Source organism: Tessaracoccus luoxuelianae (assembly GCF_055326245.1).
Genome location: NZ_JBUZNO010000010.1, coordinates 95,364 through 118,330 on the forward strand (window position 1 = coordinate 95,364; position 22,967 = coordinate 118,330).

Here is a 22,967-nt window from a genome sequence, read left to right on the forward strand (position 1 = left end):
GGGTGGCGAGTCCGAGAGGCCGGTTGGAGGAGGGCACGATTTCTTTGCTAACCTAGGGCCCACGCGGGCGTAGCTCAATGGTAGAGCGCTAGCTTCCCAAGCTTGATACGCGGGTTCGATTCCCGTCGCCCGCTCCACAGCGGCCTCGTCGCCTCAGGCGTCGACGACCTTAGCGGCCGCTTCCTCAATCTCGTGGCGCTTGTCGCTGACGGTGTCCTCGAACTTGCTGAACAGGAACGACGCGACGGTGCCCACCACCAGCATGGCCACCGCGAACAGCACCGCGGTGGTGAGGCTCAACCCGCTCGATTCCAGACCCTCCGCCGAGAAGGCGGGGAACACGACCGTGGGGAAGATCGCCAGGGATGAGCCAATCACCATGCCCAGGATGAAGTGGTACATGCCGCCGAAGTAGCGGTCGAACAGCCACGCGGCACCCTTCGCGAGGAGCAGGACGCAGGCCACCACTCCCAGGAACAGGGGAATGGTCACCGCCAGGTCGAAGTCCTTGATGCCGGTGGCCATCTTGTCGTAGAGGCCGAAGTAGATGAGGAAGTTCGACGGCGACATGCCCGGCACGATGACGCCCAGGCCGATCAGTGCGCCGGAACCGAACCAGACGGGGATGCTTGGCGGCACCTGGACCAGCATCTGGCCGCCCGCGAGCATGAGCAGGAAGATCCCGGCGGCGGCGGCGCCCATGATCGCCAGGTGCGTGGGCGTGCGCCCGTGACGGCCGGCCTGCCGGTACAGCGACGGGAACGTACCGATCACGAACCCGATGAACAGGCAGGTGAACTGCGCCGCGTAGGAGGCGAAGGCGGCCTCCACCACGACGGAGAAACCCAGCACGCCGATCCCCATGCCGATCCCGATGGGGATGAAGAACAGCACGTTGCGCACGAAGTGGTGACGGACGTTGGCGAGGAACCGGATCATCGGGTCGTAGAGTCCGAAGATCACCGCCAGAACGCCGCCCGACAGCCCGGGCAGGATGGCGCCGACGCCGACCGCGATCCCCTTCAGCAGCCGAGCGAGCCACGAGCGGGGGGAGTCCGGCCGGTCGACGACCGACTCGCGGTGGGTGTGTGCGGTCATGGGCGCCTCTTCTCTGTCTTCAAGGCTCCCACCCTACGTTCCGGCTTGGCGCGTGCCAATCTGCGGCCGCCGCGTCCACACCCGCCCCACCGTCGAGCCGACGCCACCAGCTGTGCACGACACGCCGTCGGAACCGTCGGTCGGGTTCCCCTGCGACGACGGGGGCGCGACACGCGGCGTTTCGTGCACGACCCCGCCCAGCCCCCTCGGGCTAGGCTCGACTCCGTGCTCCACATCGTGCCGCTCCCGTTGCCCGACACCCACACCGAGCCGTCGTGGCGGGATCTCTGCACGCTCATCCGCGCCAACGAACGCGAGCTCATCGGCGGCCCGCAGTGGGACGTCGACGACGAATCCCACCTCGCCTCCGAGCGGGAGGACACCGAGTCTGTGCACCGGCGGTGGCTGGCCTACGTCGACGGCGCCCCGGCGGGCTTCCTCGCGGCCGGGACCTCGCTCGTCGACTCCCCGGACAGCGCCACCGTCGCCGTCTACGTCCTCCCCGAACACCGCAGCCGGGGCGTGGCCACCGCACTGATCGAGTCCTTCAAGGCCGACCCGACGCCAGGCCTGACCAGGGTGAAGGCGTGGGTGGAGACCCCCATCAGCGACGGCGCCACGCTGTCTCCGCCGTCGGGCCACGGCGCGATAGACCCGGACCATCCCGGTGTGCGCCTCGCCCTCAAACACGGACTGAGACTCGGCATCGTCGAGCGGGTCAGCCGCTACGACTTCGCGACCCCGCTGGTGGACCCGGCTGGGGCCCTCGCCGAGGCGCAGGCCAGGGCGGGAGACGAGTATGAGGTGCTCGCCTGGGAGGGGCCGTCCCCCGAGGAGCTGCTGGCCGGCCAGGCGGTGCTGAAGGAGCGGATGGCCGTGGACCAGCCGCTGGGTGACCTCGCCGTCGTCGAGACCACCTGGGATGCCGCCAGGCTCCGGGAGCGCGAGCGCGTGACCCTGCTGACCAACCGGCTCTTCCACGCCGTCGTCCGACACGTGCCCAGCGGGACTGTCGCGGCGGTCAGCGAGATGGTCCTGGACCGCAGCAATCCCGAGGCGTTCGTGGATCAGTACGACACGATCGTGCTCCCCGAGCACCGGGGCCGCCGCCTGGGGATGCTGGTGAAGGCTGCCAACCTCCTGCAGGTGCGGCAGACGGTCCCGACGGCTACGTCGATCGTCACCTGGAACGCGGCCGAGAACCGGTACATGCTCGACGTCAACGAGGCGCTGGGGTTCTACCCCATCCTGATCAGCGGGGGCTTCGAGGCGCAGCTCTCATCCGGGGGAGACCTGCCCTGAGCGCTCTCGGCCCCTCAGCTCTGCACCCGGTAGAGGAGCCGCGCGAACTGGCCGAAGGCAGTGGCTGACACCAGCTGCAGGCGGCTCGACTCGACGCGGCGGGGAAACAGCGGCGCCCCACCGGTCAGCGCCACCGGGGCCACCGACAGCGCGATCTCGTCCAGCGCTCCGGCGTCCAGGAACTGGCCGGCCAGATCGCCGCCGCCGACCACCCAGATGTCGCCGTCCCCGGCGGCCTCCCTGATGGCGGGCAGCGCCTCGGACACGGATCCGGACACGAACCGGATGTCCGCCCCGGCGGGGACCGGGAGGCTTCGGGTGGTGAAGACGAAGGTGGGGCGATCGCCGTGGAACTCGGCCCACTTCTCCGGGTGGGTGAGGATGTCGGACTCGGCAAGAACCCATTCATACGTGGTGGATCCCTCCACCATCACGGCGGCGTCGGACGGGAAGAGGCCCTCATCCGGCTGGTCACCACCCGCGACCGCGAAGAGCCAGGCCAGGGAGTTGTCCTCGTCGGCGATGAAACCGTTGAAGCTGGTGGCAGTGTCGAACACGATGCGTCCCATGCCGGTCAAGCCTAATCGAGGATCAGGCGGCTGACCTCGGCTGCTGTATCGACGACGACCTCAGCCCCCGCGGACTCCAGCTCGTCGCGGGTCGCGGCGCCCGTCGTGATGCCCATGGCACGCATGCCCGCGGCCAGCGCCATGTCCATGTCGGAGGTCGCGTCGCCGACGTACCAGGTCTCCGCGGCGACGGCGCCCAGACGCTCCAGCCCCACGAGTGCAGAATCGGGGGCCGGCTTGCCGCGGTCCACGTCGTCGGTGCTGACCACCGTGTCGATCAGATGGCGAAGCTCGGTGATCGTCAGCAGGTGGGCCGCCTGCGGACCGCCCTTGGCCGTGACGACCCCGATCGCGTAGCCACCGGCGCGCAGTTCGTGCAGCATGGCGCGCACGCCCGGCAGGACCAGCGACGGGCCGGCCTCATTGACCGCCTGATGCAGGGCGCCGCGGTACTCCAGGATGATGGCCCGCATGCGGGCCCCGTCGTCGGCGAACTCGTGCAGCTCGGCCATGGCGTCCTCGATGGGCCGCCCGATCAGGGGGTACACGTCCTGCGGCACGCACGCGATGCCGTGCGAGTTCAGGGTGTCGCTGATGTGTTGGGCGATGAGGGGGACCGTGTCGGCGAGGGTGCCGTCCAGGTCGAAGAGGACCGCGCGCGAGCTGTTCACCCCGCCAGCCTAATGCCGCCCGGCCCACCAACGTCGGCCCGGACGTGATGAGGGGCCGCCGAGCAGTGTGCTCGACGGCCCCTCAACGTCACAGGGATCAGGCGTTTCCGGGGATCACGTCGCCGGACGGCCAGGTTTCGGCGATGAAGTCCGCCACCTCGGTGGAGTGCAGGAGCTCCTCCAGCGTCGCGATGCCGGGGTTCTCGTCGCCGGTGCGCCACACGAGCATGTTGGCGTACGGGTTGCCCTCAACCTCTTCGGACTCGATGGCCTCGTTGGGGTCCAGGCCGGCGGTGAGGATGAAGTTGGCGTTGATCACGGCCGCGTCGACGGCGGGGTCCGACATCTGCTGCACGACGACCTCGGGCTGGGTCTCCTCGAACTGGAACCCCTTCGGGTTCGCATCCTCGGTGAGGGTCAGCACGGTGGCGTCCGACGGCACCTCGGTCAGCAGCCCGGCCTTCTCGAGCAGCTTGAGGCCGCGGTACTGGTTGGAGACGTCGTTGGTGATCGCGATGGTGGCGCCGTCGGGGATGGCGTCGACGGAGTCGTGCTTGTCCGAGAACAGCTTCAGCGGCTCGATGTGGACGCCCTCGCCTGCGGTGAACTCGTAGCCCTTGTCCGCGATCTGGCTCTCCAGGTACGGGAGGTGCTGGAAGTAGTTGGCGTCCAGCTCCTCTGAGGCGAGCGCCTCGTTGGGGAGGACGTAGTCGTCGAATTCGCGGATCTCGATCTCCAGGCCGGCTTCCTCGGCGAGATTGTCGCGGACGAACTCGAGGATCTTGGCGTGGGGCACCGGGCTGGCGCCGACGACGAGGCTGATCACCTCGCCGGAGGCGGCCGAGGACGCTTCGCCCGAGGTCGACGGGGTGGCGCTTCCGCCGCACGCCGTCAGGGTCATGGCGGCTGCCACGGAGGCAGCGATCGTGGTGAGAATCTTGTGCATCAGGAGGAGTCCCTCTCTGTTCGGGGCCGACAACAAGTTGGCCAGTTTCTTTCTGTCCAGCGCGGAGCTGGTCTCCCACAGGGTGGGAAGGTCTTAGCGGTGGTCCACGGCCCGGCTGATCCGGTCGCCGAGCCATTGGACGCCCTGCACCAGGATGACGATCAGGATCACCGTGATGACCATGACATCGGGCGAGAAGCGCTGGAAGCCGTAGTTGTAGGCGAGGCGCCCCAGGCCACCGCCGCCTACCAGTCCGGCCATCGCCGAGTAGCCGATGATGGTCACCACCGTGGTGGTGATACCCGCCACCAGCCCAGGGAGGGCCTCAGGGATGAGGACCTTCGTTATGGACTGCATCTTCGAGGAGCCCATCGCGTGGGCGGCGTCCAGCTTGCCGGGGTGCACCTCGCGCAGCGCGGTCTCGACGAGGCGCGCGAAGAACGGGATCGCCGCGATCGCCAGCGACACCGACGCCGCGATGGGGCCCAAGGAGGTGCCGACGATCCAGCGCGTGAAGGGGATCAGCGCGAGCATCAGGATGGCGTAGGGAATGGACCTCGTGATGTTGACCACGATGTTCGAGAGCACGAAGTTGAGGGCACGGTTCTCCCCGAGCGCGCCCTTCTGCGTGACGTACAACACCACGCCGAGCGGCAGCCCGATCAGCACGGTGGCGAGGCTGGTGATGCCCATCATGAGGAGCGTCTCCCAGATGGCGGGAAGGAGCGCCTTCTGCAGGGCGGGGTTGTTGAACCAGGTCTCGAGGAGAATCACTGCGCCGACCCCTCAATCGCGCTGCGGGAGGTGAGCTTCGCGTCGGCGCCCTGGGCGCGCAGCAGCTCGATCACCCGCTGCGGGTCAGTGCCGGGGGGGACCGAGATCCGCAGGTGGGAGAAGGTGGTGCCGGCGAGGTGCTCCACGCTCCCGGCCACGATGTTGAGCTCGGCGCCCACCTCGTGTGAGGTGTGCGCCACCACGGGCATGGCGGCCTTCTCACCTGAGGAGAGCACGTCGACGTAGGTGCCGTGCACGGCATCCAGCGGGGCGTGAGGCGGAATGCCGAGCAGCGCCTCGGCGAGCCGGGAGTCAAGGCTGTTGACGACCTCGACCAGGGGCCCTGACTCGACGATGCGGCCCCCGTCGAGCAGAGACACCGAATCACAGATCTTCTTCACCACATGCATCTCGTGGGTGATGACGAGCACGGCGAGGCCGTCGCGACCCTTGAGGCTCAGAATCAGGTCCAGGATCTCGTCGGTGGTCTTCGGGTCCAGGGCGGAGGTGGGCTCGTCGAACAGCAGGACGTCCGGCTCCGTGGCCAGCGCGCGGGCGATGCCGACCCGCTGACGCATGCCGCCGGACAGCTGCGCCGGGTAGGCGGGGCCGGAGTCCGGGAGGCCGACCACGCGGAGGAGTTCGGCGACCTTCGCGTCGCGCTCGGCCTTCGGCATCCCGATCAGCTCGAGGGGGTAGCCCACGTTGTCCGCGATGGTGCGCGAATCGAAGAGGTTGGCCTGCTGGAACACCAGGCCGATGCGACGACGGGCCGTGCGCAGCGCGTCGGCGTGGGCTGCGGTGAGGTCCACCCCGTTGATCTCGACGGTGCCCGTGGTGGGCCGGTCCAGGAGGGTCAGGCAGCGCACGAGCGTGGACTTGCCCGCGCCGGAGTGCCCGATGATGCCGTGGATGGAGCCGGCGGGGACCGTCAGCGTGACGCCGTCCAGGGCGCGCACCTCGCGCTTGCCCTGGAGGTAGACCTTGGTCAGGTCCGTCACGGTGATCATGGGCGCCTCTCGTTGCTTCTGGTCCACTATTCAATCAGGGACCGTGGCGGAGACCCGAATCGGCGGCGGTGATGTTCACCGGCAGCGCAACGTCATCGGTGGCTGAGGCGCCCGGCTCAGTAGTGGCGGCGGACCTCGCGCGCCACGGCGTCGAAGATCTGTTCGTCCAGGATGGCGCCCACGCGGCGGACCGCGTCCGGGTCGATCCGGATGATCCGGTTCACGCGCACCTCGCTGGGGCGGCGCTGGTTGTCCCACTCGCCGATGCCGATGTCGGTCCAGTAGCGGCCGGCGTCAGCCTCCTGGGCCGCGTCGACGTCGTGGTCCTGTGAGGTGACCTGCAGCCCCAGCAACCAGCCGCCGTCGCGCCCGATGAGGAGCACGGGCCTGTCCTTGCCCTGGCTGAAATCCTCCTCGTACGGCACCCAGGTCCACACCACCTCGCCCGGGTCAGGGCGACCGTCGCGGTGCGGGTTGTAGACGATGCTGGGGCTCCCCTGGTAGTCGCCCGGATAGCCGCTCGAGGCGGCTGGCGGGCGGGGAGAACGGGTGGGTTCAGCGGGCCGCCTGGTCGAGGCGCGGCGGCGGGCCTGGGGCGCGGTGGCTCGGTCGATCGCGCGCAGGGCGACGTCGCGGACCACGCGGAGGGCGCCGTCGAGGAAGGGGTTCGAAGCCATGGTCAGTGAGCCTAGGCCCTCACCGGAACCGCGGCAGCCGGCCGTAGAAGATGGAACTGGGCCTGCGGTACGACTCCGGCCGGATGGCGCGCACCTGCTCCCAGTGGCCGAAGTACCTCGTCGACGGCGGGAGGAACAGTAGCGCCCACCCGACGACGGCGAGGCCGAGGCCGATGAACGCCCAGTCGTTGAGGATCGCGGCGAAGCCGCCGGCCAGCGCAACGGCCACGAGGCCGCCCCACCGCGTCCACCGCCAGCCGTTCCAGGCCTGGAAGCCCACCACCCCGCACGCTCCGGCGGCCAGCACCAGGGCCGCGGCGAAACCGCCCTCCAGCGTGAGCGACAGCCACTTTCCGGGCTCGGACGCCACCCATTCGATGAGCCGCGCCGAGGTGGCGTAGCTGTCCGGATGCGCCGCCAGCCACCAGTGCCGGCCGTAGGCGGCGGCGAGAGCGGCCACGGCCAGGTACTGCAGGATTGCCGAGACCAGCACGACGGCGGGGCGCGTCGGCTCGCCCGTGCGCGGGCTGCGGGGCACGTCGCCGTGCAGCTCCTCGATGGGCGGGAGCGTTGCGATGGGCTGGGGCTCGGTCATCGCCTCCAGCCTACCGGCGCCCGCGACTGTTGCCCGGGGCTCGGGATCGGCGGGATACTTGGGCATGCCACACGAGCACGACTGGGATCAGGCCTACCGCGACACCGACAGAATGTGGAGCGGGGAGCCCAACCCCGCCCTGGTCGCGGAGGCGCCGAAGCTTCGCCGCGGGCGCGTGCTGGACGTGGGGTGCGGGGAGGGCGCCGACGCCATCTGGCTGGCGACGCACGGCTGGGAGGTCACGGCGCTCGACCCGTCGCTGGTGGCGATCGAGCGGGGACAGAGGGCGGTGGAGGCCACCGGCCTCATCGTCGAATGGGTGCTGGGCAGCATCGGGGAGGCGCCCCTCCCGCACGATGACTTCGACCTCGTCTCCGCGTTCTACGTGCCCCTGCCCAAGGATTCGCCGGCCGTTGACGCGCTGGCCTCCGTCGTCGCTCCCGGCGGCGCGCTGCTGGTGGTGCACCACGCGGACTTCAACCCGAAGCACTCGCACGTCGACCCCGCCACGCTGGCCTATCCCGACGACGTGGTCGAGCGGCTGGGCGACGGCTGGACCGTGCTGGTGCACGAGCGGCGCGCACGGAGCGTGGCCGAGGGGGCTGGGGCGCACCACCACGACGACATCGTGCTCGTCGCGCGCCGCGACACTGCCGCTCCCTGACCTGAGGAACCGAGCGTCGCGGTGTGTCCCTGGCCCAGTGCGCTACTGGAGATCCGCAGTCGCGGCCTCGACGGGGGACACGTCTGGGCGCAGCGCCCGCAGGACGGGCTGGCGGAGGGCGCCGTCGGGCGTCACGTTGAGGTAGCGCACCTGCACGCACAGCATCGGTTCGACCCAACGGGCCTGGCGGGCCACCGGGTCCGCGGGCACGGGCTCGAACGGGGGAGTGGGGCGTTCGGTGTCGCGGAGGACCGCCAGCAACGTGTCCCGGTCGGAGTGCCCGAGTCCGGAGCCCACCCGCCCCATCGGATACAGCACCGGCCGCGCCTCGAAGGTGGCCTCGTCGCTCGGCTGCCCCACCCACAGCGCGCCCAGCGCGTGCTCGTTGCCGCCCTCCGGCAGCCACCCGCCGATGACCACCACCAGCTCGGAGCGGTGCGGGGTCTTGACCCAGGCGTCGCTGCGCACCCCCGGCCGGTAGATCGACGAGCGCCGCTTGCTCATCACCCCCTCCAGGCCCGCCTCGCGGGTGAAGTGCGCCAGCTCAGCGCCGTCGTCGAAGAGCTCCGAGAGCCGCCAAGCGGGTCGGTCGAGGTCCAGGGCGTCCAGCGCGGCGCGACGCTCGTGCAGCGGCCGGGGGGTGAGGTCCGTCCCGGCGAGGTGCAGCAGGTCGAACACGACGAAGGTGACGGGGCGCTCCACGGCCCAGCGGGCGGCGCGGCGGGCATCGCGGACGTTCATCCGGGGCATGATCGCATGGAACGACGGCGTCCCCTCGGGGCCCATCGCCACCACCTCGCCGTCGAGCACGGCCCCCTCCGGGAGCCCGACGGCCCCGGCGGCCACCTCCGGGTACGCCACCGTGATCTCGCCGTCGGTGCGGTTGGTCAGCCGCAGCCGGCCGTCGCGGATCTCGCCCAGGGCGCGGATCCCGTCCCACTTGATCTCGTGCACCCACTCCGGGCCAACCGGCGGAAGGCCGGGGGTGGCCGACGGTGTGGCGAGCATGGGGCGCATGCCGCCCATCATGCCCGCGACACTGCCGCCCCGCCCCGCTGGGCACGAAACGCCGTCGCAATCGTGGGGGAGGGCCCTGGGCGGGGTCGACGGGCGGGTCAGGCGGCGTGTCGTGCTCGGGGGGCGGCGGTCAGGCGCCGATCTTGCGCAGCGTCAGCTCGGTGAACAGCGCCGCCCCGTCGGAGACGACGGCGTCGTCGAAGCGGGCGTAGGCGGAGTGGTTGAACGGCGCGGTGAGCGGGTCCAGGTCCGGCGGACAGGCCGACAGGCCGATGAAGCACCCGGGTGCCTCCTGAAGCAGCCGGGAGAAGTCCTCGGCGCCGGCGAGCGGGTTCTCCCACCGGAGGTGGCGGTGCTCGCCGAACAGGTCCGTCACCGCCGAGGCCACGACATCGGCCTCCGCGGCGTCGTTGACCGTGACCGGGTACTGCTCCAGCAGCTCGAACTCGCCGCGGACGCCGTGCGCGGACGCGATGCCCGTCACCACCTCGGGGATGATCGAGATCAGCTTCGAGCGCACCTCGGTGTCGAAGGTCCGCAGCGTTGCCTCGAGGCGCCCCTCCTCCGGGATGACGTTGGCGATGGTGCCCGCCTGCAGCAACCCGACGGTCACGACGACGGGGTTCTGCACATCGAAGCGCCTGGTCACCATGGTGTTGAGGGCGGTGGTGATCTCAGCCAGCGCCGGCACGGGATCGGCCGCGAGCTGCGGGGTTGAGCCGTGGCCGCCGCGACCCACGACCCGCACCTTCGCCACATCCGAGCTGGCCATCACGGTGCCTGGCTTGGTGGAGAACACTCCGTGCGGATCCAGCGCGGCCCACACGTGGATGGCGTAGACCCAGTCCGGCCGCGACCCCGCCACGTCCAGCAGCCCCTCCTCCAGCATGAACCTGGCGCCGTCGACGCCCTCCTCGCCGGGCTGGAACATGAAGACCACGTCCCCGGCCAGCTCGTCCCTCCGCGCGCACAGCGCGTGCGCTGCGCCGATCAGCATGGCCATGTGGAGGTCGTGGCCGCACGCGTGCATGGCGCCGTTGGTGGACGCCCACTCCAGCCCGGTGAGCTCCTCGACGGGGAGCGCGTCCATGTCGGCTCTCAGCAGGACGACGGGGCGCTTCCCCGAAGTGGGTCGGCCGCCGCGCAGCACGCCGACGACGCTGGTGACGCTCTGCCCGAGCGTGATCTCCAGCGGCAGCCCATCCAACGCCTCCAGAACACGGGCCTGCGTCTCCGGTAGCTGCAGCCCCACCTCCGGGATCTGGTGGAGTTCGCGGCGCAGGGAGATGAGGTCGGGCGTCATGGACAATTCATATCAGGCCAGGAAGAAGGCCTTCGTGCCGTCGAACATCATCTGGACCGCCATGATCACCAGGATCATGCCCATCAGGCGCTCCACCGCGACCAGCGCCCGGGTGCCGACGACACGCTGCAGGAAGCCGGAGAAGTACAGGGTCACCGCGGTCACCAGCCAGGCCAGGACCAGCCCGCCGAGGAACCACTGCCAGTTTCCGGGGTCCTGGCTGACCAGCACCACGATGACCGCCAGCAGCGACGGCCCGGCGATATAGGGCACCGCCAACGGAACGATGAACGGCTCATCGTGGGTCATGGGCTCGGCCAGGTTGCGCTCGGACGTGGGGAAGACCATCCGGATCGAGATCAGCAGCAGAATGACGCCGCCGGCCGCCTGCAGCGCGGCCTGGTCGATGTGCAGCACGCTCAGCATGGACTGGCCGAGGAACAGGAAGGCCACCATCACGGCCAGGGCGATCAGGCACTCGCGCAGGATCACCCACTGCCGCCGCTCGGGCTTGGTGCGCTGGAGGGAGGTGAGGAACAGGGGAGCGTTGCCCAACGGGTCCATCACCAGGAGAAACGTGACGAACGACGAGAGCATCAAGGCCATGGCCGGATCCTATCGCCGGACAGAGGAGGGCCCCCACCGTCGAACGGCGGGGGCCCTCGTCAGCGGCCTGTGCTCAGGTCACGGGACCATGGTGCCGGTCTCGAGGAACCGCACGTGCCAGCCCAGCGCGGTGGCAAGGTCATGCGGGGTGTGCTGCCCGTTGGCCTTCTTCTCCGCCAGCTTGACGTACTCGCGCAGCGGCTCCTTGAAGTCCGGGTGGGCGCAGTTCTCGATGACCTTGAGCGCGCGCTGGCGGGGGGCCAGGCCGCGCAGGTCCGCGAGGCCCTGCTCGGTGATCAGCACCTGCACGTCGTGCTCGGTGTGGTCCACGTGGTTGACCATCGGGACGATGCAGGAGATGGCCCCGCCCTTCGCCGTCGACGGCGTGACGAAGCTGGAGACCCAGCCGTTGCGGGTGAAGTCACCCGAGCCGCCGATGCCGTTCTGCATCCGCGAGCCCATCACGTGGGTGGAGTTCACGTTGCCGTAGATGTCCGCCTCGATCATGCCGTTGCAGGCGATGACGCCCATGCGACGGATGGCCTCGGGGTGGTTGGACACGTCCTGGGGGCGGAGCACGATCTTGTTGCGGTATTCGGCGGCCTTGTCGTTCATCCGCTGGGCGGCCGTGGGGCTCAGTGAAAACGCGGTGGCGGAGGCCACCGTGAGCTTGCCGGAATCCAGCAGGTCCACCATGCCGTCCTGGATCACCTCGGTGTAGGAGGTGAGGTTCTCGAACGGTCCCTCGAGCAGGCCGGCCAGCACCGCGTTGGCGATGTTGCCCACGCCGGATTGCAGCGGAAGGAGGTTCTCCGGCAGCCGCCCCGCCTTGACCTCAGCGCCGAGGAAGTCGAGGAAGTTGCCGGCGATTGCGCGCGAGTCGTCGTCGAGGGCCTTGAACGGCGTGTTGCGGTCTGCCGAGTTGGTCTCGATGACCGCGATCACCTTGCTCGCGTCCACCTTGAGCACCTTGCCGCCGATGCGGTCACCGGCGTTCTGGATGGGCAGCGGCACGCGGTTGGGGGGAAGGGCGCCGATGGGGTAGTAGATGTCGTGCATGCCGAAGAGCTCTTCGGACTGCCACGAGTTGACCTCGATGATCACGTGGTCCGCATGGTCCAGGTACGTGCGGTTCATGCCCACCGACGACGACGGGACGATATCCCCGTCCTCGGTGATGGCGGTGGCCTCGACGACGGCGAGGTTGAGATGGCCGAGGAACCCCTGCGACACCTGCGGGCCCATGTGGGAGAGGTGGATGTCCTGGTAGTACGAGATGCCGGAGTTGATCGCGCTGCGCATGTCGGGGTCCGACTGGTACGGCGCGCGGTAGGAGATGCCACCGGTGCGCGCGAGGGCGCCGTCCAGCTCCGGGGCGGTGGAGGCGCCGGTCCAGACGCCGATCCGGAACGGCTCGTCGTGGCTGTGGCGCGCCTCGATGATGGCCGCGAGGGCCTCCGGGAAAACCTTGGGATAACCGGACCCGGTGAAGCCCGAGAAGCCGACATTCCATCCGTTCTCGACGAGGGCTGCGGCATCGTGGGCCGACATGACCTTCTGCTTGAATGCCTCGTTGCGGATGCGACCTGACATCTGTCCTCCTTGAAGATTTGCGGTGCGCTCTCACCCTACCGGCGAACGCACGCCATTTCCGCCGCGCGGGAGTTGTCCGATCGGCGGGCAAACCAGTGCAACGGTGTGCACTGACGGGGTGGTCAGCCCCTCTGGGCTGCTGTGCTCACATCTTTGCAGGATGCACCGCACTGCCCCTATGGGGGGTGGGGCAAACGTAGATTGGACCCAGGGTCAGCCGGGCCCGAGGAGAGGACAGCGATGAGCAATCCACGCACCCAACTGTGGCTCGTGCGCCATGGCGCCACCGAGTGGTCCCAGGTCGGGCGACACACGTCCGTGACGGACCTCGGTCTACTGCCGGAGGGGCGTGTCGACGCCGAACGGATGGGCGAGCGCCTCGAGGGCGAGCACTTCGGTCTGGTGCTCAGCTCGCCGCGTCGCCGCGCGATGGAGACTGCGGCGCTCGCCGGCTTCCCCACCCCTGAGATCGACCCCGACCTCGTGGAGTGGTCCTACGGTCCCGGCGAGGGGCTCACCAGCGTGCAGATCGCGGAGCGGGTCCCGGGCTGGCGGATCTGGACCCACGGCGCCCCTGCCATCGAGCGGGAGGGGTTCCCGGAGGGGGAGACCAAGGAGCACGTGGTGGAGCGGCTGGGCCGGGCGATCGACAGGGCCCGCGCAGCCGGCGAGGAGAGGGTGCTGATCTTCGGCCACGGGCACGCGCTGCGGGTGCTGTCCATGCTGTGGCTGGGTGCCCCCGTGGAGTTGGCCGCCAGCTTCCCGCTCCTGACGGGATCGCTGAGCGTGCTGGGCTGGGAGAAGGACTCGCCGGCGATCGTCCGCTGGAACAGCTAGCGAGACACTGGGAAGCACTGATCGATGCTGTTCTCGGCGAGGACGTGCCGGGCGGGATGAGATGGCGCCACTACATCTGGTGCGTGTACTTGACGTCCATATTCAGATGGAGGGGTGTCAGATCGCCCGACCCGGTGCACCGCAGCCAGGACATGATTGGTCAGTGGTTCCCTAGGCCAGCGGTGCGCTCTTGAAGGCGAACGCGGCCACCGCGTCGAGTCGGGGGAAGTTGATCGCCACGTCGGCGTGCGCGGCGGTCACAGGCTTGGCGCAGTAGGCGATGGACAGCCCGGCGGCGTCGAACATGCCCAGGTCGTTGGCGCCGTCGCCCACCGCGACCGTCAGGGCGGGGTCCACGCCCTCCGCGTGGGCGAAGCGGAGGAGATCGCGCGCCTTCTGATCCCGATCGACGATGGGCCCGGTCACCCTTCCGGTGAGCCGCTCCTCGCCGTCGACGAGCTCGGTCTCGAGAGTGTTGGCGTTGAAGAAGTCCAGCCCGAGGCGCTCGGCCAGCGGGGCGACGAGCTGGCTGAAGCCACCCGAGGTCACGCCCACCTTCGCGCCGCAGCCGTGGGCCGCGGCAATCAGCTCGGCCGCCCCGTTGGAGAGCGTCATCGCCTCGCCGACGGCGGTGAAGATGCTGGTGGGAAGCCCTTTAAGGGTCGCGACGCGCTCCTCGAGCGACTGGGCGAAGTCCAGCTCGCCGCGCATCGCCCGCTCGGTGATCGCCGCCACCCGCGGGCCGACCCCGGCGTGCTCGGCCAGCAGGTCGATGGCCTCGGTGGTGGTGAGGGTGGAGTCGACATCCATGAGCATCAGCTTCGCGGGGACCCTGGCCAACGGCCCGCTCACCACCCCGACCGCCACCGGCCCGGCCACCGCCCGGAGGGCCCTGCGCAGCGCCGCCGGATCCTCGTGCTCGGTGAACATGCTGATCCGCTGCCCGTAGTGGGTCTCGTCGCTGATGACGTGCCCGGTGGTAGGCACGAGCGCGACGAGCGACTCCGGGATGGGCCCCATGGCGGCCAGCGTGACGCGAATCTCCATGGGGCCAGGCTATCCGGGGGAGCCGGGCGGCACCGGCGCGGCGGCCGACGGTGGGACGGCCCGGCGCCCACCGCCGCTCACCGGGCGGCGGCGATGGGGGTGACGACGAGCTCCAGCTCCTCGTCGTCGCGGAGCACGCTGAGCGTCATGTCGCGGCCCACCCGGCCGGCGCGCACCAGCGCCACCAGCGACTCCGTCGACGTGACGGGGTTGCCGTTGACGGCGGTGACGAGGTCACCCACCTGCATGCCCACCGCCTCGGCCGGCGACCCGGGCACCACCTCGGCGATGGCAGCGCCCATCCGGCCGGTGGTGTTGATGTCGCTGGCGCTGACCCCGATCTGCGGGTGTTCGGCGACACCGTTGGCGATCAGCTGCTCGGCCACGTACTGCACCTGGTCCGCGCCGATCGCGAATCCGATGCCGATGTTGCCGGCGCTGTCGCTCGATGAAGCCAGGGAGGCGATCGAGGAGGTGATGCCCACCAGTTCGCCCGCGGCGTTGACCAGCGCGCCGCCCGAGTTGCCGGGGTTGATGGCCGCGTTGGTCTGGATGGCCGCCGTGACCACCACGTCCTGCTGTCCCTGGCCGACGGTGCTGTTGGTGACCGCGCGCGTGGTGACGGGCCGGTTGAGGGCCGAGACGATGCCCGTGGTGACGGTGTCCGCCAGCCCGAGGGGGTTGCCGATGGCCATCACGGGATCGCCCACGGCCAGCTCCGTCTCGTCCGCGTAGGCCATGACGGTGAGGTCCGACGGCGGATCCACCAGCTTGATCACAGCCAGGTCCGTGGACGGGTCCGTGCCCACCATCTCCGCCACGTAGGACGTGTCGCCCAGCAGGACGACGATCCGGGCGCCGCTGCCGCTGCCGGAGACGACATGGTTGTTGGTGACGATGTGACCCTCGCCGTCGATGACAACGCCTGAGCCCTGCCCGCCGGATCCGTCCTGGCCGGTGACCTGGATGGCCACGACGGCGCGGGAGGCCGCGTCCGCCACGACCGTCCAGTTGGGGCTGTTGGGGTCGGCCTGAACCACCTGGGTCTCGGTGGGGAGCGTGGAGGAGGACGCGCTCGCCGCGGCGTTGGCCGCGTCCTGGCTGGCGAGGCGGGCGGCCCCGAACCCGGCACCTCCGCTGACGCCCGCGGCGAGCACCGCGACGGCGAGGAGGCCCGCGACCCTCGAGCGCCCCTTGGGTCGTGTGGTCGCGGTGGGGGTGGGTGAGGCGCCGAACGAGGCGGAGGGCTGGCCGAAGGGGTAGGCCGGCGGTGGGAAGTCGAGCCGCTGGGGGCCCTGCGTGGGGGAGCCCTGCGTGGAGAACTGCTGCGCGACGAAGCCCTGCCCCTCGCTGGAGGGTCCCTGCGGCTGGACCGGCTGCTCGCCGGACTGCGCGGCGGGGTGCACGGGTGTGGTGGGCTCGTCCTGGCCGGGGGCGTCGACGTCCTTCCAGGCGTCTCGGCTCCACGGATTCGGGTTCTGCTCGTTGCTCATCGCGGCTCCTCTGGTGGGTATGCCCTCAGGTAACCCACCAAGTCTATGAGGCGCCTGTGAAACCCCTGAGTTGTCCCTGATAACCCCGATGGCGGGGATCGGTGGTCACCTGGCCGTGGTCACCGTGACCGTGTAGCGCGGATCCTGCTCGGCCACCTTCGTGGGGCCGACGCGCTCGTTGAGTTCCTTTCGCCACGGCAGGTGGGAGTTGAACACGCACCACAGCTGGCCGCCGGGACGCAGCACGCGGCGGGCGTCGTCGAACATCTCCAGGGTGTCGGAGGACTCCTTGGCCACCCCCTGATGGAACGGTGGGTTGGTGACGATGGCGTCCACGCTGCCATCGGCGTAGCCGTCCAGGCCGGCGCCCCAGGTGGCGTCGACGGTGAGGCGGTTGACCTCGGCGGCGACGGCGGTGGCCGCCACCGCGGACCAGCTGACGTCGCGGGCCAGGACCCGCATGCCCGCCTTGGCCAGCCACATCGAGAGCGTCCCGTTGCCGCAGCCGAAGTCCAGGACATCGTCGGCCTCGAGGCCCGCGGTGCGGCCGCCGCCCGCGAGAGCCGAGATGAGCAGGCGGGAGCCCGGGTCGATCTTGGTCCCCCCGAAGGTGGCGCCATGGGCGGCGACGGCGAAGCCGAGGTCCGCGTGCTCGCGCACCTTCGGCCAGTCCGACTCGTGCCCCTCGGGTCCCCAGGCGCGGAGCACGCGGCACTTCGAGCGACCGAGGCTGGCGGCGACGGCGGTGAAGTGCTTGCCGAGGACCTCGTTCATGGAGCGGTTGAGGTGCCGGATCCGGGCGCCTCCCACGAAGGTGACGTCCTGGGCGCCCTGCACGAGCGCGGCCATCTCGTCGAGTGCCCCCAAAGACTTGGGGAGGCGGGCGAGCGCGACGTCCACCCCGGCAAGGTCCGAGGGGTGCTCGACGAGGAGGTCGGCGGGGACCTTGGCGGCGTCGCGCCAGTCGTCGCACCACACCCGCACATCAGCGGTGAGCGTGAGGGCGTCGTCGACGAGCGCGGGGGAGTCCAGCAGCGCCACCGCCCCGGCTTGCTTGGGGGCTTCGTCCCAGATCAGGTCATCAACGGCGTCACGCATGGGGTGAGTCTACGGAAGCGACGCGTGGAGTGCGCCGGTCCCCGCGATCGCTAGGGTGTGGGCTGAGCGTCACGAGGAGACCCCCATGCATCACGAGTTCGCGCCCGGCAGCGTCATCCTGGTCGGCGGAGGCCCGGGGGATCCCGGTCTCATGACCGTGGCCGGCCTCGCCGCGATCCGGCAGGCCGACGTCATCGTCCACGATCGCCTGGGCGCGCTCCAGTGCATCGATGAGGCCAGGCCGGGGGCTGAGATCATCAACGTGGGCAAGATCCCGCGCGGCGACTTCACCCCGCAGGAGGAGATCAACGCCATCCTGGTTGACCGTGCGCACCGGGGCCTTCGCGTGGTGAGACTCAAGGGAGGCGACAACTACGTCTTCGGACGTGGCGGCGAGGAATGGCTGGCGTGCCGGGCCGCCGGGGTTCCGGTCCGGGTCATCCCGGGGGTGACCTCCGCGGTGTCGGTCCCGGCGCTGGCCGGCATCCCCGTCACCCATCGAGGGCTCACGCAGGGCTTCGTTGTGGTGTCCGGCCACGTGCCGCCGTCGGACCCCCGCAGCGACGTCAACTGGGCAGCACTCGCCGCGGCCAATCTCACGCTTGTGGTCCTCATGGGGGTGCAGAACCTGCCCGATATCGCGGCCGAGCTGCAGCGCCACGGGCTCCCCGGCGACACCCCGTCGGCGGTGGTGGCCGACGGCACCACGCCCGGGCAGCTGACCCTGCGCGCGCCCCTGTTGCGGATCGCCGAGGAGTCGGAGAGGGCCGGGATCCGGCCGCCGGCCATCGTCGTGATCGGCGAAGTGGCCGCTCTTGAGCTCGAGGACTGAGGTGGACTTCAGCCTCCGAGTGGACCCCGTCGATGAGACCGCCATGGAGTTGCTCGGCCGCCTCGCCCAGCGCGCCGAGGTGACGCCGATGGTCCACGGCCGGGGAACGGCGCTGGTCCTGGGTGGGGCGAGGTCGGGCAAGTCGTCGTGGGCCGAAGCCCAGCTGGCGGGGGCCGCGGACGTGGAGTACGTGGCGACCTCCGAGGTGCTCGACGGCGACGCGGAGTGGGCCGAGCGCGTCGCGCTCCACGTTGCGCGTCGGCCCCCGTCGTGGCGGACCACCGAGACGAAGGACCTCGCGGCGGTGCTGGAAGCCGACGATCCCGCCGCGGTGCTGATCGACTGCGCGGCCGTCTGGCTGGACCGTGTCCTCTTCGACGCCGGCGCCTGGGACGACGCGCCGGGCTGGCGGGAGCGGGTGGAGGCGGAGGTGTCGCGGCTTGACGATGCGCTGGTGCGTACCGGCCGCGACGTGATCGTGGTGAGCAACGAGGTGGGGTCGGGCATCGTCCCGGCCACGCCGTCGGGGCGGCTCTACCGTGACGAACTGGGCCGGCTGAACGCCCGCCTGGCCGCCGTCTGCGGCGAGGTGTGGCTGTGCACGGCGGGGATCGCCAGGCGGCTCAAGTGAGGGGATTCGTGGCCGCGTTGGGCCTGTTCACGGTGATTCCGGTGCCGCCCGTGGCCGAGATCGACCGCGGGCTGGCCGGGCGCGCCATGGCGGCGTTCCCGTGGGTTGGGCTTCTGGTGGGGGCGCTGGCCGGGGCGGTGCTGTGGGGTGTGGTCGCCCTGGGGGCGGGCGGATGGTTGGGCGCGGCGCTGGCGCTCGCCGTCGTCGCGCTCCTCACGGGGGCGCTGCACCTGGACGGGCTGGCCGATACGGCCGACGGCTTGGGGTCGCGGAAGCCCGCCGCGGAGGCGTTGGTGATCATGCGCAGGTCCGACATCGGGCCGATGGGCGTGGTCGCGCTGGCCCTGGCGCTGCTGATCGACGGCGCAGCGCTGGCGTCGCTGGCAGAGCGGGGCGGGCTGCTGGCGGCGGGGGCCTTGACTGTCGCGGCGATGGTGGGCCGCGGCGTGGTCACGCTGGCCACAGTGTCGCGGGCGTCGGCACGGCAGCATGGATTCGGGGCGCTGTTCATCGGCGCCACCTCGCGCGCCACGGCGGTCCTCACCGGGGTCGCGGTGGTGGGTGTCGCGGCGGGGGTCGGTGCGCTGGCCTTTGGCTTGAGCGGCGCAGCGGTGTTCGTGGGCGCGACGGTCGCGGCGGGCGGGGTCGGGTTCCTGTGGGCCCGCCACCTGCGTCGGCGACTCGGCGGGATGACCGGCGACGTGTTCGGATCCATCGTCGAGGTCACTCTGGCCGCGTTCCTGGTTCTGGTGGCCCTGCTCAACAGGGCTGTCTAGGCCCTCAGCCGGTGTGGCCTGCCCGCGACCGCGAGGACAGGGCTCCGTCACGGGTGAAACCGGGCAGCTCCGACTCGACCATCCACGTCCCATCGTCCAGCGAGAGGCGCCCGAGCGTGGTGAGGGGGCCCGCGATGTCGTGGGTCTCATAGGCCAGCAGGAGCCACTCCCGGACCTCCACCTCCACGGCTGGCGGCGCCCAGCCGTCGACCCGGGCCGCGATGTCGGTCAGGGGCCGCGACACCGAGTAGTGCCCGACGGTGACGTGCGGCACGTACCCGCCGCCGCCCACGGCGAAGGCCCGATGGGCCGCGTGCAGCTCGGGCGCCTCGGCGGCCAGATACGGCACCATCGGGAACGACCCCAACCCCGCGACCCTGACCGTGAACGGCCCCGCGGCGAGCCGGCGCAGCGCCGCGACATCCGAGGCCAGCCGCCCTGGTCCGTACGGCTCCTCGCCGGGGCGGGCGCCGGGGGAGGGTGCGAGACCCGCGTAGGCGACGGTGACGTGTGGCTGCCGGTCGTAGCGGGGGAGGAGGACGTCGGCCAGGCGCCCGCGCGCCTCCCCGACCCCCGCACGGACCGCGTCGACGTCCGCATCGACGGCCCACACCATCGCGTGCCTGCATCCGCCGTGCCATTCGGGGAAATCGCGGTCCTCGCAGGCGACGGTGCGTTGGTTCGATGATTCCACGACCCCATCATGACGGGAGGGTCGGGTTTGTGTGTCTGCAACTTGCTACCCATAGAGCGGCATCTGCGCATATATGCAGAAGCCGCCCTATGGATAGCAAGTTGCAGACCCCTCGTCGTCAACGACACCATTCCGGCGGCATCAGCAACTCGGCACGATGAGCGCTCGACATCAGTGCCGCCGCACTCCGCGGACGCAGAGGTAGCCCATGATCCACAGCTCGCCGATGGTGGCGGGCACGGTGAGCAGGTCGAGGGCGGGGCCGCCCATCGGGAGCAGGTAGCTGAGGACGGCGTTGGCCACGTATCCCACTCCGCCGACCATGAGGATCCAGCCCAGCGCGCTGGGCATCCACCCGGACCGCCTGGCGAGCCAGCCCATCGGGATGAGCCAGAGGCCGAAGAAGATGCCGCCGATGGTCCACAGGTGCCCGCTCATCGCGTAGAGAAGCTGCGCGGTCGCGGCCGCCCCGCCACTGACGGCGAGCGAGGGGTCCTGGCTGACGCTGAACGCGCTGGCGATCAGGGCCCCGCTGACGAGGATCGCCGCGGCGTTGACCATGCCGAACGCGGCGATCGAGCCGGCCGCGAACGAGTTGACGGTCCGGAAGAGGCGGTAGAACCACACGGCGACGAGCGCCTGGGTGATCACGACGCCCATCTCCATCACGATGCCGAGACGCGCGAGAAACGGCTGCTGGGTCAGGTTGGCGAGGGTGGCCGAGGGGTCATCCGCGACGTAGAGCTGGCTGCGGATGACCATGTAGCTGAGCATCCCGGTGACCGCGAGCCCGAGGTAGAGGAGGCCGGTGGTGCGCGCGGTGCGGATCACCCCGGGCATGGGTGTGGCGGGTCGAGCGCTGGTGAGGGGTGTGGCGGTGGTTGACATGAGGTTCTCCTGCCAAGAGCCTTACGTTGTAAGAGTCCCATACGGTGTAAGGTTGCGCAAGAGGGGAAGGGGAGATTGTGACCGCAGGATCCGTGCGCACACCGCTGAGTAGGCAGCGGGTGTTCGCGGCTGCCATGGCCTTGGTGGACGCCGAGGGAGTCTCCGCTCTCACCATGCGCCGGCTCGCGGCGGACCTCTGCGTCGAGGCGATGTCCCTCTACCACCACGTGGCGGGCAAGGAGCGCCTCCTCGACGCTCTGGCCGAGGCCGTGATCGACGAGATCAATGTGGCGGTTGCGGATCGGGAGCGTGCCGACGACGACTGGAGCACGGCGCTGCGGCGCCGCTGCCTCGCCGCGCGCGAGGTGATGGTGCGGCACCGCTGGGCACCGGCCCTCCTCGGCTCACGCGCGAGCATTCCGCCGGGCCTGTACCCCTACTACGAGGAGATTCTCGCCACCATGGTGCGGGGCGGCCTGAGCTACCACCTCGGCCATCGGGCCATCCACGCCCTCGGGACCATGGTGCTGGGGTTCACCCAGGAGCTGTTCAGCCCCAGTTCGGAGGGCGGCGCGACTGACCAGGAGGCCTCGGACGCGGAGTTCGCTGCGATGGCCGAAGCCCTACCTCACCTGACCGCGATGGTGGCCTCAGAGGTCCACGACAACGCCGAGGACCCCCTCGGTTGGTGCGACAGCAACAATGAGTTCGAGTTCACGCTGGACCTGCTGCTCGACGGCCTGGCCAGGGCGGCCTATCCGGCCTCGGCAGGGCACCCGGTCGGCGGCTGACCCTGAGCGGGGCACACGTGCATGCTGGACAGGAGTCTCGAGCCGGCGCTTCCGTCCTGGGACCTCGGGTCAGTCGTCGAGCAGCGCGCGCCTGGGGAGGTCCGACTGCGCCATCGCCGCCTCCAGGCCTGCGGGGTGATGAGGATCGCTCGCCGGGTCCTCCATCATCCGCACGATAAGGGCCGCAGAGGGGCGCTGATCTGGATCCTTGGCGAGGCAGGCCGTGACGAGCGCCACCAGGTCCTCCGGCGTGCCGGGAGGCAGGGGCGGCGGAGGATCCTGCACATGGGCCAGCGCTGTGGCGATCGGTGTCAGGCGATCGAACGGCTTGGTGGTGGCAGCATCTCGTGTGCGAGGATGCCCAGGCTGTAGATGTCGGCGGCGGGTCCGACGGTCTGCCCCAGCGCCTGCTCCGGGCTCAGGTAGTGCGCGGTGCCGAGTACCTGGCCGGTCAGCGTGCGCGAGTCGGCGTCGACGGAGCGAGCGATGCCGAAATCCATCAGCTGGGCGTGGTTCCCGGTCACCATCACGTTGGCCGGCTTCATGTCTCGGTGGACGATCCCGGCCTCGTGTGCCAGGGCCAGGGCCGAGGCCAGCTGCCGGATGAGGTCACGGACTTCGTCCGCGCCCAACGGGCCGCCAGCCAGAAGGGCGGCGAGGTTGGGGCCTTCCACGAACTCCATCACCAGGCAGGACAGGCCCTCGTGTTCGAGGAAGTCGTAGACCGTCACGATGTTGGGGTGGGACAGTTGCGCGGCGAACCGGGCCTCATCGCGGAACCGATCGGCGAGAGCCAGCTCGTGCTGTGTGTGCGGGTGCATGATCTTCAACGCGACCCTGCGTTCGAGGGTGTCGTCCACGGCTTCCCACACCTGGCCCATGCCGCCGGAGGCGACATGGCGGATCAGCCGATAACGCTCCGAGAGCACCAGCCCCGGACACAGTCGCTGCATCCCAACCTCCACCATTGACCATCGAGACCGCCGGCTTGGCTCCGCCACTACCGGTTCGCTGAGCGGCCTACGGGGATTCGGTCGAGTCTCAGCCTAATACCT

Annotated in this window: 26 protein-coding genes and 1 tRNA gene; 8 read left to right on the top strand and 19 right to left on the bottom strand. The window is 70.3% G+C overall.

Features of this window, described 5'->3' with window-relative positions; translation table 11 throughout:
* Positions 1-63: 63 nt before the first annotated feature.
* Positions 64-137 (top strand) — tRNA-Gly (locus tag ACZK39_RS14395).
* A 16-nt stretch (positions 138-153) separates the two neighbouring features.
* On the opposite strand, the gene ACZK39_RS14400 is transcribed toward ACZK39_RS14395, so the two are convergent.
* Positions 154-1,098 (bottom strand): DUF368 domain-containing protein, encoded by a 945-nt coding sequence (locus ACZK39_RS14400; RefSeq protein WP_459056110.1) that lies wholly within the window; start codon positions 1,096-1,098, stop codon positions 154-156.
* Between the two features lie 225 nt (positions 1,099-1,323).
* Here ACZK39_RS14400 and ACZK39_RS14405 point away from each other — a divergent pair, with 225 nt between their 5' ends.
* A complete protein-coding gene (locus ACZK39_RS14405; RefSeq protein ID WP_463613694.1) occupies positions 1,324-2,400 on the top strand; it encodes a GNAT family N-acetyltransferase in 1,077 nt (358 codons plus the stop codon).
* 14 nt (positions 2,401-2,414) lie between these two features.
* Here the strand turns inward: ACZK39_RS14405 and ACZK39_RS14410 are convergent, their stop codons facing one another.
* The 7 genes from ACZK39_RS14410 to ACZK39_RS14440 form a co-directional block, all read right to left on the bottom strand.
* A complete protein-coding gene (locus ACZK39_RS14410) occupies positions 2,415-2,969 on the bottom strand; it encodes a dihydrofolate reductase family protein (RefSeq protein WP_463613695.1) in 555 nt (184 codons plus the stop codon).
* An 11-nt stretch (positions 2,970-2,980) separates the two neighbouring features.
* The gene (locus ACZK39_RS14415; RefSeq protein ID WP_459056113.1) at positions 2,981-3,640 is read right to left on the bottom strand and encodes an HAD family hydrolase; all 660 of its coding nucleotides are present in this window, start codon (positions 3,638-3,640) and stop codon (positions 2,981-2,983) included.
* Between the two features lie 97 nt (positions 3,641-3,737).
* Complete coding sequence (locus ACZK39_RS14420; RefSeq protein ID WP_182782019.1) at positions 3,738-4,586, bottom strand: MetQ/NlpA family ABC transporter substrate-binding protein; 849 nt, start codon at positions 4,584-4,586, stop codon at positions 3,738-3,740.
* A 93-nt stretch (positions 4,587-4,679) separates the two neighbouring features.
* Positions 4,680-5,360, bottom strand: coding sequence for a methionine ABC transporter permease (locus tag ACZK39_RS14425; protein WP_182782020.1), 681 nt, complete (start codon positions 5,358-5,360; stop codon positions 4,680-4,682).
* Positions 5,357-6,370: a methionine ABC transporter ATP-binding protein gene (locus ACZK39_RS14430; protein WP_463613696.1), complete on the bottom strand. Its 1,014-nt coding sequence runs from the start codon at positions 6,368-6,370 to the stop codon at positions 5,357-5,359. Before ACZK39_RS14430 ends, ACZK39_RS14425 begins: the two co-directional genes overlap by 4 nt.
* 116 nt (positions 6,371-6,486) lie before the next feature.
* Complete coding sequence (locus ACZK39_RS14435; RefSeq protein ID WP_463613697.1) at positions 6,487-7,047, bottom strand: type II toxin-antitoxin system PemK/MazF family toxin; 561 nt, start codon at positions 7,045-7,047, stop codon at positions 6,487-6,489.
* 19 nt (positions 7,048-7,066) lie between these two features.
* Complete coding sequence (locus tag ACZK39_RS14440; RefSeq protein WP_463613698.1) at positions 7,067-7,642, bottom strand: hypothetical protein; 576 nt, start codon at positions 7,640-7,642, stop codon at positions 7,067-7,069.
* A 64-nt stretch (positions 7,643-7,706) separates the two neighbouring features.
* Here ACZK39_RS14440 and ACZK39_RS14445 point away from each other — a divergent pair, with 64 nt between their 5' ends.
* A complete protein-coding gene (locus tag ACZK39_RS14445; RefSeq protein ID WP_463613699.1) occupies positions 7,707-8,306 on the top strand; it encodes a class I SAM-dependent methyltransferase in 600 nt (199 codons plus the stop codon).
* A 42-nt stretch (positions 8,307-8,348) separates the two neighbouring features.
* Here the strand turns inward: ACZK39_RS14445 and ACZK39_RS14450 are convergent, their stop codons facing one another.
* The 4 genes from ACZK39_RS14450 to scpC form a co-directional block, all read right to left on the bottom strand.
* Positions 8,349-9,323: an ATP-dependent DNA ligase gene (locus ACZK39_RS14450; RefSeq protein ID WP_463613700.1), complete on the bottom strand. Its 975-nt coding sequence runs from the start codon at positions 9,321-9,323 to the stop codon at positions 8,349-8,351.
* Positions 9,324-9,453: 130 nt separating this feature from the next.
* A complete protein-coding gene (locus tag ACZK39_RS14455) occupies positions 9,454-10,626 on the bottom strand; it encodes a M20 metallopeptidase family protein (protein WP_463613701.1) in 1,173 nt (390 codons plus the stop codon).
* A 12-nt stretch (positions 10,627-10,638) separates the two neighbouring features.
* The gene (locus tag ACZK39_RS14460; protein ID WP_182782027.1) at positions 10,639-11,232 is read right to left on the bottom strand and encodes a MarC family protein; all 594 of its coding nucleotides are present in this window, start codon (positions 11,230-11,232) and stop codon (positions 10,639-10,641) included.
* A 78-nt stretch (positions 11,233-11,310) separates the two neighbouring features.
* Positions 11,311-12,825 carry a succinyl-CoA:acetate CoA-transferase ScpC gene (scpC, locus tag ACZK39_RS14465; protein WP_459056121.1) on the bottom strand — a complete coding sequence of 505 codons (1,515 nt, stop codon included), beginning with the start codon at positions 12,823-12,825 and terminating at the stop codon, positions 11,311-11,313.
* Positions 12,826-13,065: 240 nt separating this feature from the next.
* On the opposite strand from scpC, the gene ACZK39_RS14470 reads away from it, so the two are divergent.
* The gene (locus ACZK39_RS14470) at positions 13,066-13,662 is read left to right on the top strand and encodes a histidine phosphatase family protein (protein WP_463613702.1); all 597 of its coding nucleotides are present in this window, start codon (positions 13,066-13,068) and stop codon (positions 13,660-13,662) included.
* Positions 13,663-13,833: 171 nt separating this feature from the next.
* Here ACZK39_RS14470 and serB read toward each other — a convergent pair whose 3' ends face one another.
* From serB to ACZK39_RS14485, 3 genes are all read right to left on the bottom strand, one after another.
* Positions 13,834-14,709: a phosphoserine phosphatase SerB gene (gene serB / locus ACZK39_RS14475; RefSeq protein ID WP_463613703.1), complete on the bottom strand. Its 876-nt coding sequence runs from the start codon at positions 14,707-14,709 to the stop codon at positions 13,834-13,836.
* 77 nt (positions 14,710-14,786) lie between these two features.
* Positions 14,787-16,202: a S1C family serine protease gene (locus tag ACZK39_RS14480; RefSeq protein ID WP_463613704.1), complete on the bottom strand. Its 1,416-nt coding sequence runs from the start codon at positions 16,200-16,202 to the stop codon at positions 14,787-14,789.
* 105 nt (positions 16,203-16,307) lie between these two features.
* The gene (locus ACZK39_RS14485) at positions 16,308-17,300 is read right to left on the bottom strand and encodes a class I SAM-dependent methyltransferase (RefSeq protein WP_182782032.1); all 993 of its coding nucleotides are present in this window, start codon (positions 17,298-17,300) and stop codon (positions 16,308-16,310) included.
* 85 nt (positions 17,301-17,385) lie between these two features.
* Here ACZK39_RS14485 and cobA point away from each other — a divergent pair, with 85 nt between their 5' ends.
* Genes cobA through cobS form a run of 3 tightly spaced genes read left to right on the top strand, consistent with a single transcriptional unit; the run spans position 17,386 to position 19,539 of the window.
* The gene (gene cobA, locus ACZK39_RS14490) at positions 17,386-18,132 is read left to right on the top strand and encodes a uroporphyrinogen-III C-methyltransferase (protein ID WP_182799206.1); all 747 of its coding nucleotides are present in this window, start codon (positions 17,386-17,388) and stop codon (positions 18,130-18,132) included.
* A complete protein-coding gene (gene cobU, locus ACZK39_RS14495; protein ID WP_463613705.1) occupies positions 18,116-18,763 on the top strand; it encodes a bifunctional adenosylcobinamide kinase/adenosylcobinamide-phosphate guanylyltransferase in 648 nt (215 codons plus the stop codon). Before cobA ends, cobU begins: the two co-directional genes overlap by 17 nt.
* On the top strand, positions 18,760-19,539 hold the full coding sequence (gene cobS, locus ACZK39_RS14500; protein WP_463613706.1) for an adenosylcobinamide-GDP ribazoletransferase: 780 nt from the start codon (positions 18,760-18,762) through the stop codon (positions 19,537-19,539). The genes cobU and cobS overlap by 4 nt, the downstream gene beginning before the upstream one ends.
* Before the next feature lie 4 nt (positions 19,540-19,543).
* On the opposite strand, the gene ACZK39_RS14505 is transcribed toward cobS, so the two are convergent.
* Positions 19,544-20,233 carry a 2'-5' RNA ligase family protein gene (locus ACZK39_RS14505; RefSeq protein ID WP_463613707.1) on the bottom strand — a complete coding sequence of 230 codons (690 nt, stop codon included), beginning with the start codon at positions 20,231-20,233 and terminating at the stop codon, positions 19,544-19,546.
* Between the two features lie 171 nt (positions 20,234-20,404).
* Entirely contained in the window at positions 20,405-21,121 is a 717-nt protein-coding gene (locus tag ACZK39_RS14510; RefSeq protein ID WP_463613708.1) for a DUF4386 domain-containing protein, read from the bottom strand.
* 77 nt (positions 21,122-21,198) lie between these two features.
* Here ACZK39_RS14510 and ACZK39_RS14515 point away from each other — a divergent pair, with 77 nt between their 5' ends.
* Positions 21,199-21,912: a TetR/AcrR family transcriptional regulator C-terminal domain-containing protein gene (locus ACZK39_RS14515; RefSeq protein WP_220489131.1), complete on the top strand. Its 714-nt coding sequence runs from the start codon at positions 21,199-21,201 to the stop codon at positions 21,910-21,912.
* A 69-nt stretch (positions 21,913-21,981) separates the two neighbouring features.
* On the opposite strand, the gene ACZK39_RS14520 is transcribed toward ACZK39_RS14515, so the two are convergent.
* Together ACZK39_RS14520 and ACZK39_RS14525 are read right to left on the bottom strand one after the other, a co-directional pair.
* The gene (locus ACZK39_RS14520) at positions 21,982-22,197 is read right to left on the bottom strand and encodes a hypothetical protein (protein ID WP_463613709.1); all 216 of its coding nucleotides are present in this window, start codon (positions 22,195-22,197) and stop codon (positions 21,982-21,984) included.
* Between the two features lie 26 nt (positions 22,198-22,223).
* Complete coding sequence (locus ACZK39_RS14525) at positions 22,224-22,865, bottom strand: serine/threonine-protein kinase (protein WP_463613710.1); 642 nt, start codon at positions 22,863-22,865, stop codon at positions 22,224-22,226.
* Between the last annotated feature and the right edge of the window lie 102 nt (positions 22,866-22,967).

Coding starts and splice junctions, on each gene's coding strand:
- ACZK39_RS14400 (WP_459056110.1), bottom strand. CDS start 1,098: ATGACCGCACACACCCACCGCGAGTCGGTCGTCGACCGGCCGGACTCC.
- ACZK39_RS14410 (WP_463613695.1), bottom strand. CDS start 2,969: ATGGGACGCATCGTGTTCGACACTGCCACCAGCTTCAACGGTTTCATC.
- ACZK39_RS14420 (WP_182782019.1), bottom strand. CDS start 4,586: ATGCACAAGATTCTCACCACGATCGCTGCCTCCGTGGCAGCCGCCATG.
- ACZK39_RS14430 (WP_463613696.1), bottom strand. CDS start 6,370: ATGATCACCGTGACGGACCTGACCAAGGTCTACCTCCAGGGCAAGCGC.
- ACZK39_RS14435 (WP_463613697.1), bottom strand. CDS start 7,047: ATGGCTTCGAACCCCTTCCTCGACGGCGCCCTCCGCGTGGTCCGCGAC.
- ACZK39_RS14440 (WP_463613698.1), bottom strand. CDS start 7,642: ATGACCGAGCCCCAGCCCATCGCAACGCTCCCGCCCATCGAGGAGCTG.
- ACZK39_RS14445 (WP_463613699.1), top strand. CDS start 7,707: ATGCCACACGAGCACGACTGGGATCAGGCCTACCGCGACACCGACAGA.
- ACZK39_RS14450 (WP_463613700.1), bottom strand. CDS start 9,323: ATGCGCCCCATGCTCGCCACACCGTCGGCCACCCCCGGCCTTCCGCCG.
- ACZK39_RS14455 (WP_463613701.1), bottom strand. CDS start 10,626: ATGACGCCCGACCTCATCTCCCTGCGCCGCGAACTCCACCAGATCCCG.
- ACZK39_RS14460 (WP_182782027.1), bottom strand. CDS start 11,232: ATGGCCTTGATGCTCTCGTCGTTCGTCACGTTTCTCCTGGTGATGGAC.
- scpC (WP_459056121.1), bottom strand. CDS start 12,825: ATGTCAGGTCGCATCCGCAACGAGGCATTCAAGCAGAAGGTCATGTCG.
- ACZK39_RS14470 (WP_463613702.1), top strand. CDS start 13,066: ATGAGCAATCCACGCACCCAACTGTGGCTCGTGCGCCATGGCGCCACC.
- serB (WP_463613703.1), bottom strand. CDS start 14,709: ATGGAGATTCGCGTCACGCTGGCCGCCATGGGGCCCATCCCGGAGTCG.
- ACZK39_RS14480 (WP_463613704.1), bottom strand. CDS start 16,202: ATGAGCAACGAGCAGAACCCGAATCCGTGGAGCCGAGACGCCTGGAAG.
- ACZK39_RS14485 (WP_182782032.1), bottom strand. CDS start 17,300: ATGCGTGACGCCGTTGATGACCTGATCTGGGACGAAGCCCCCAAGCAA.
- cobA (WP_182799206.1), top strand. CDS start 17,386: ATGCATCACGAGTTCGCGCCCGGCAGCGTCATCCTGGTCGGCGGAGGC.
- ACZK39_RS14510 (WP_463613708.1), bottom strand. CDS start 21,121: ATGTCAACCACCGCCACACCCCTCACCAGCGCTCGACCCGCCACACCC.
- ACZK39_RS14525 (WP_463613710.1), bottom strand. CDS start 22,865: ATGCAGCGACTGTGTCCGGGGCTGGTGCTCTCGGAGCGTTATCGGCTG.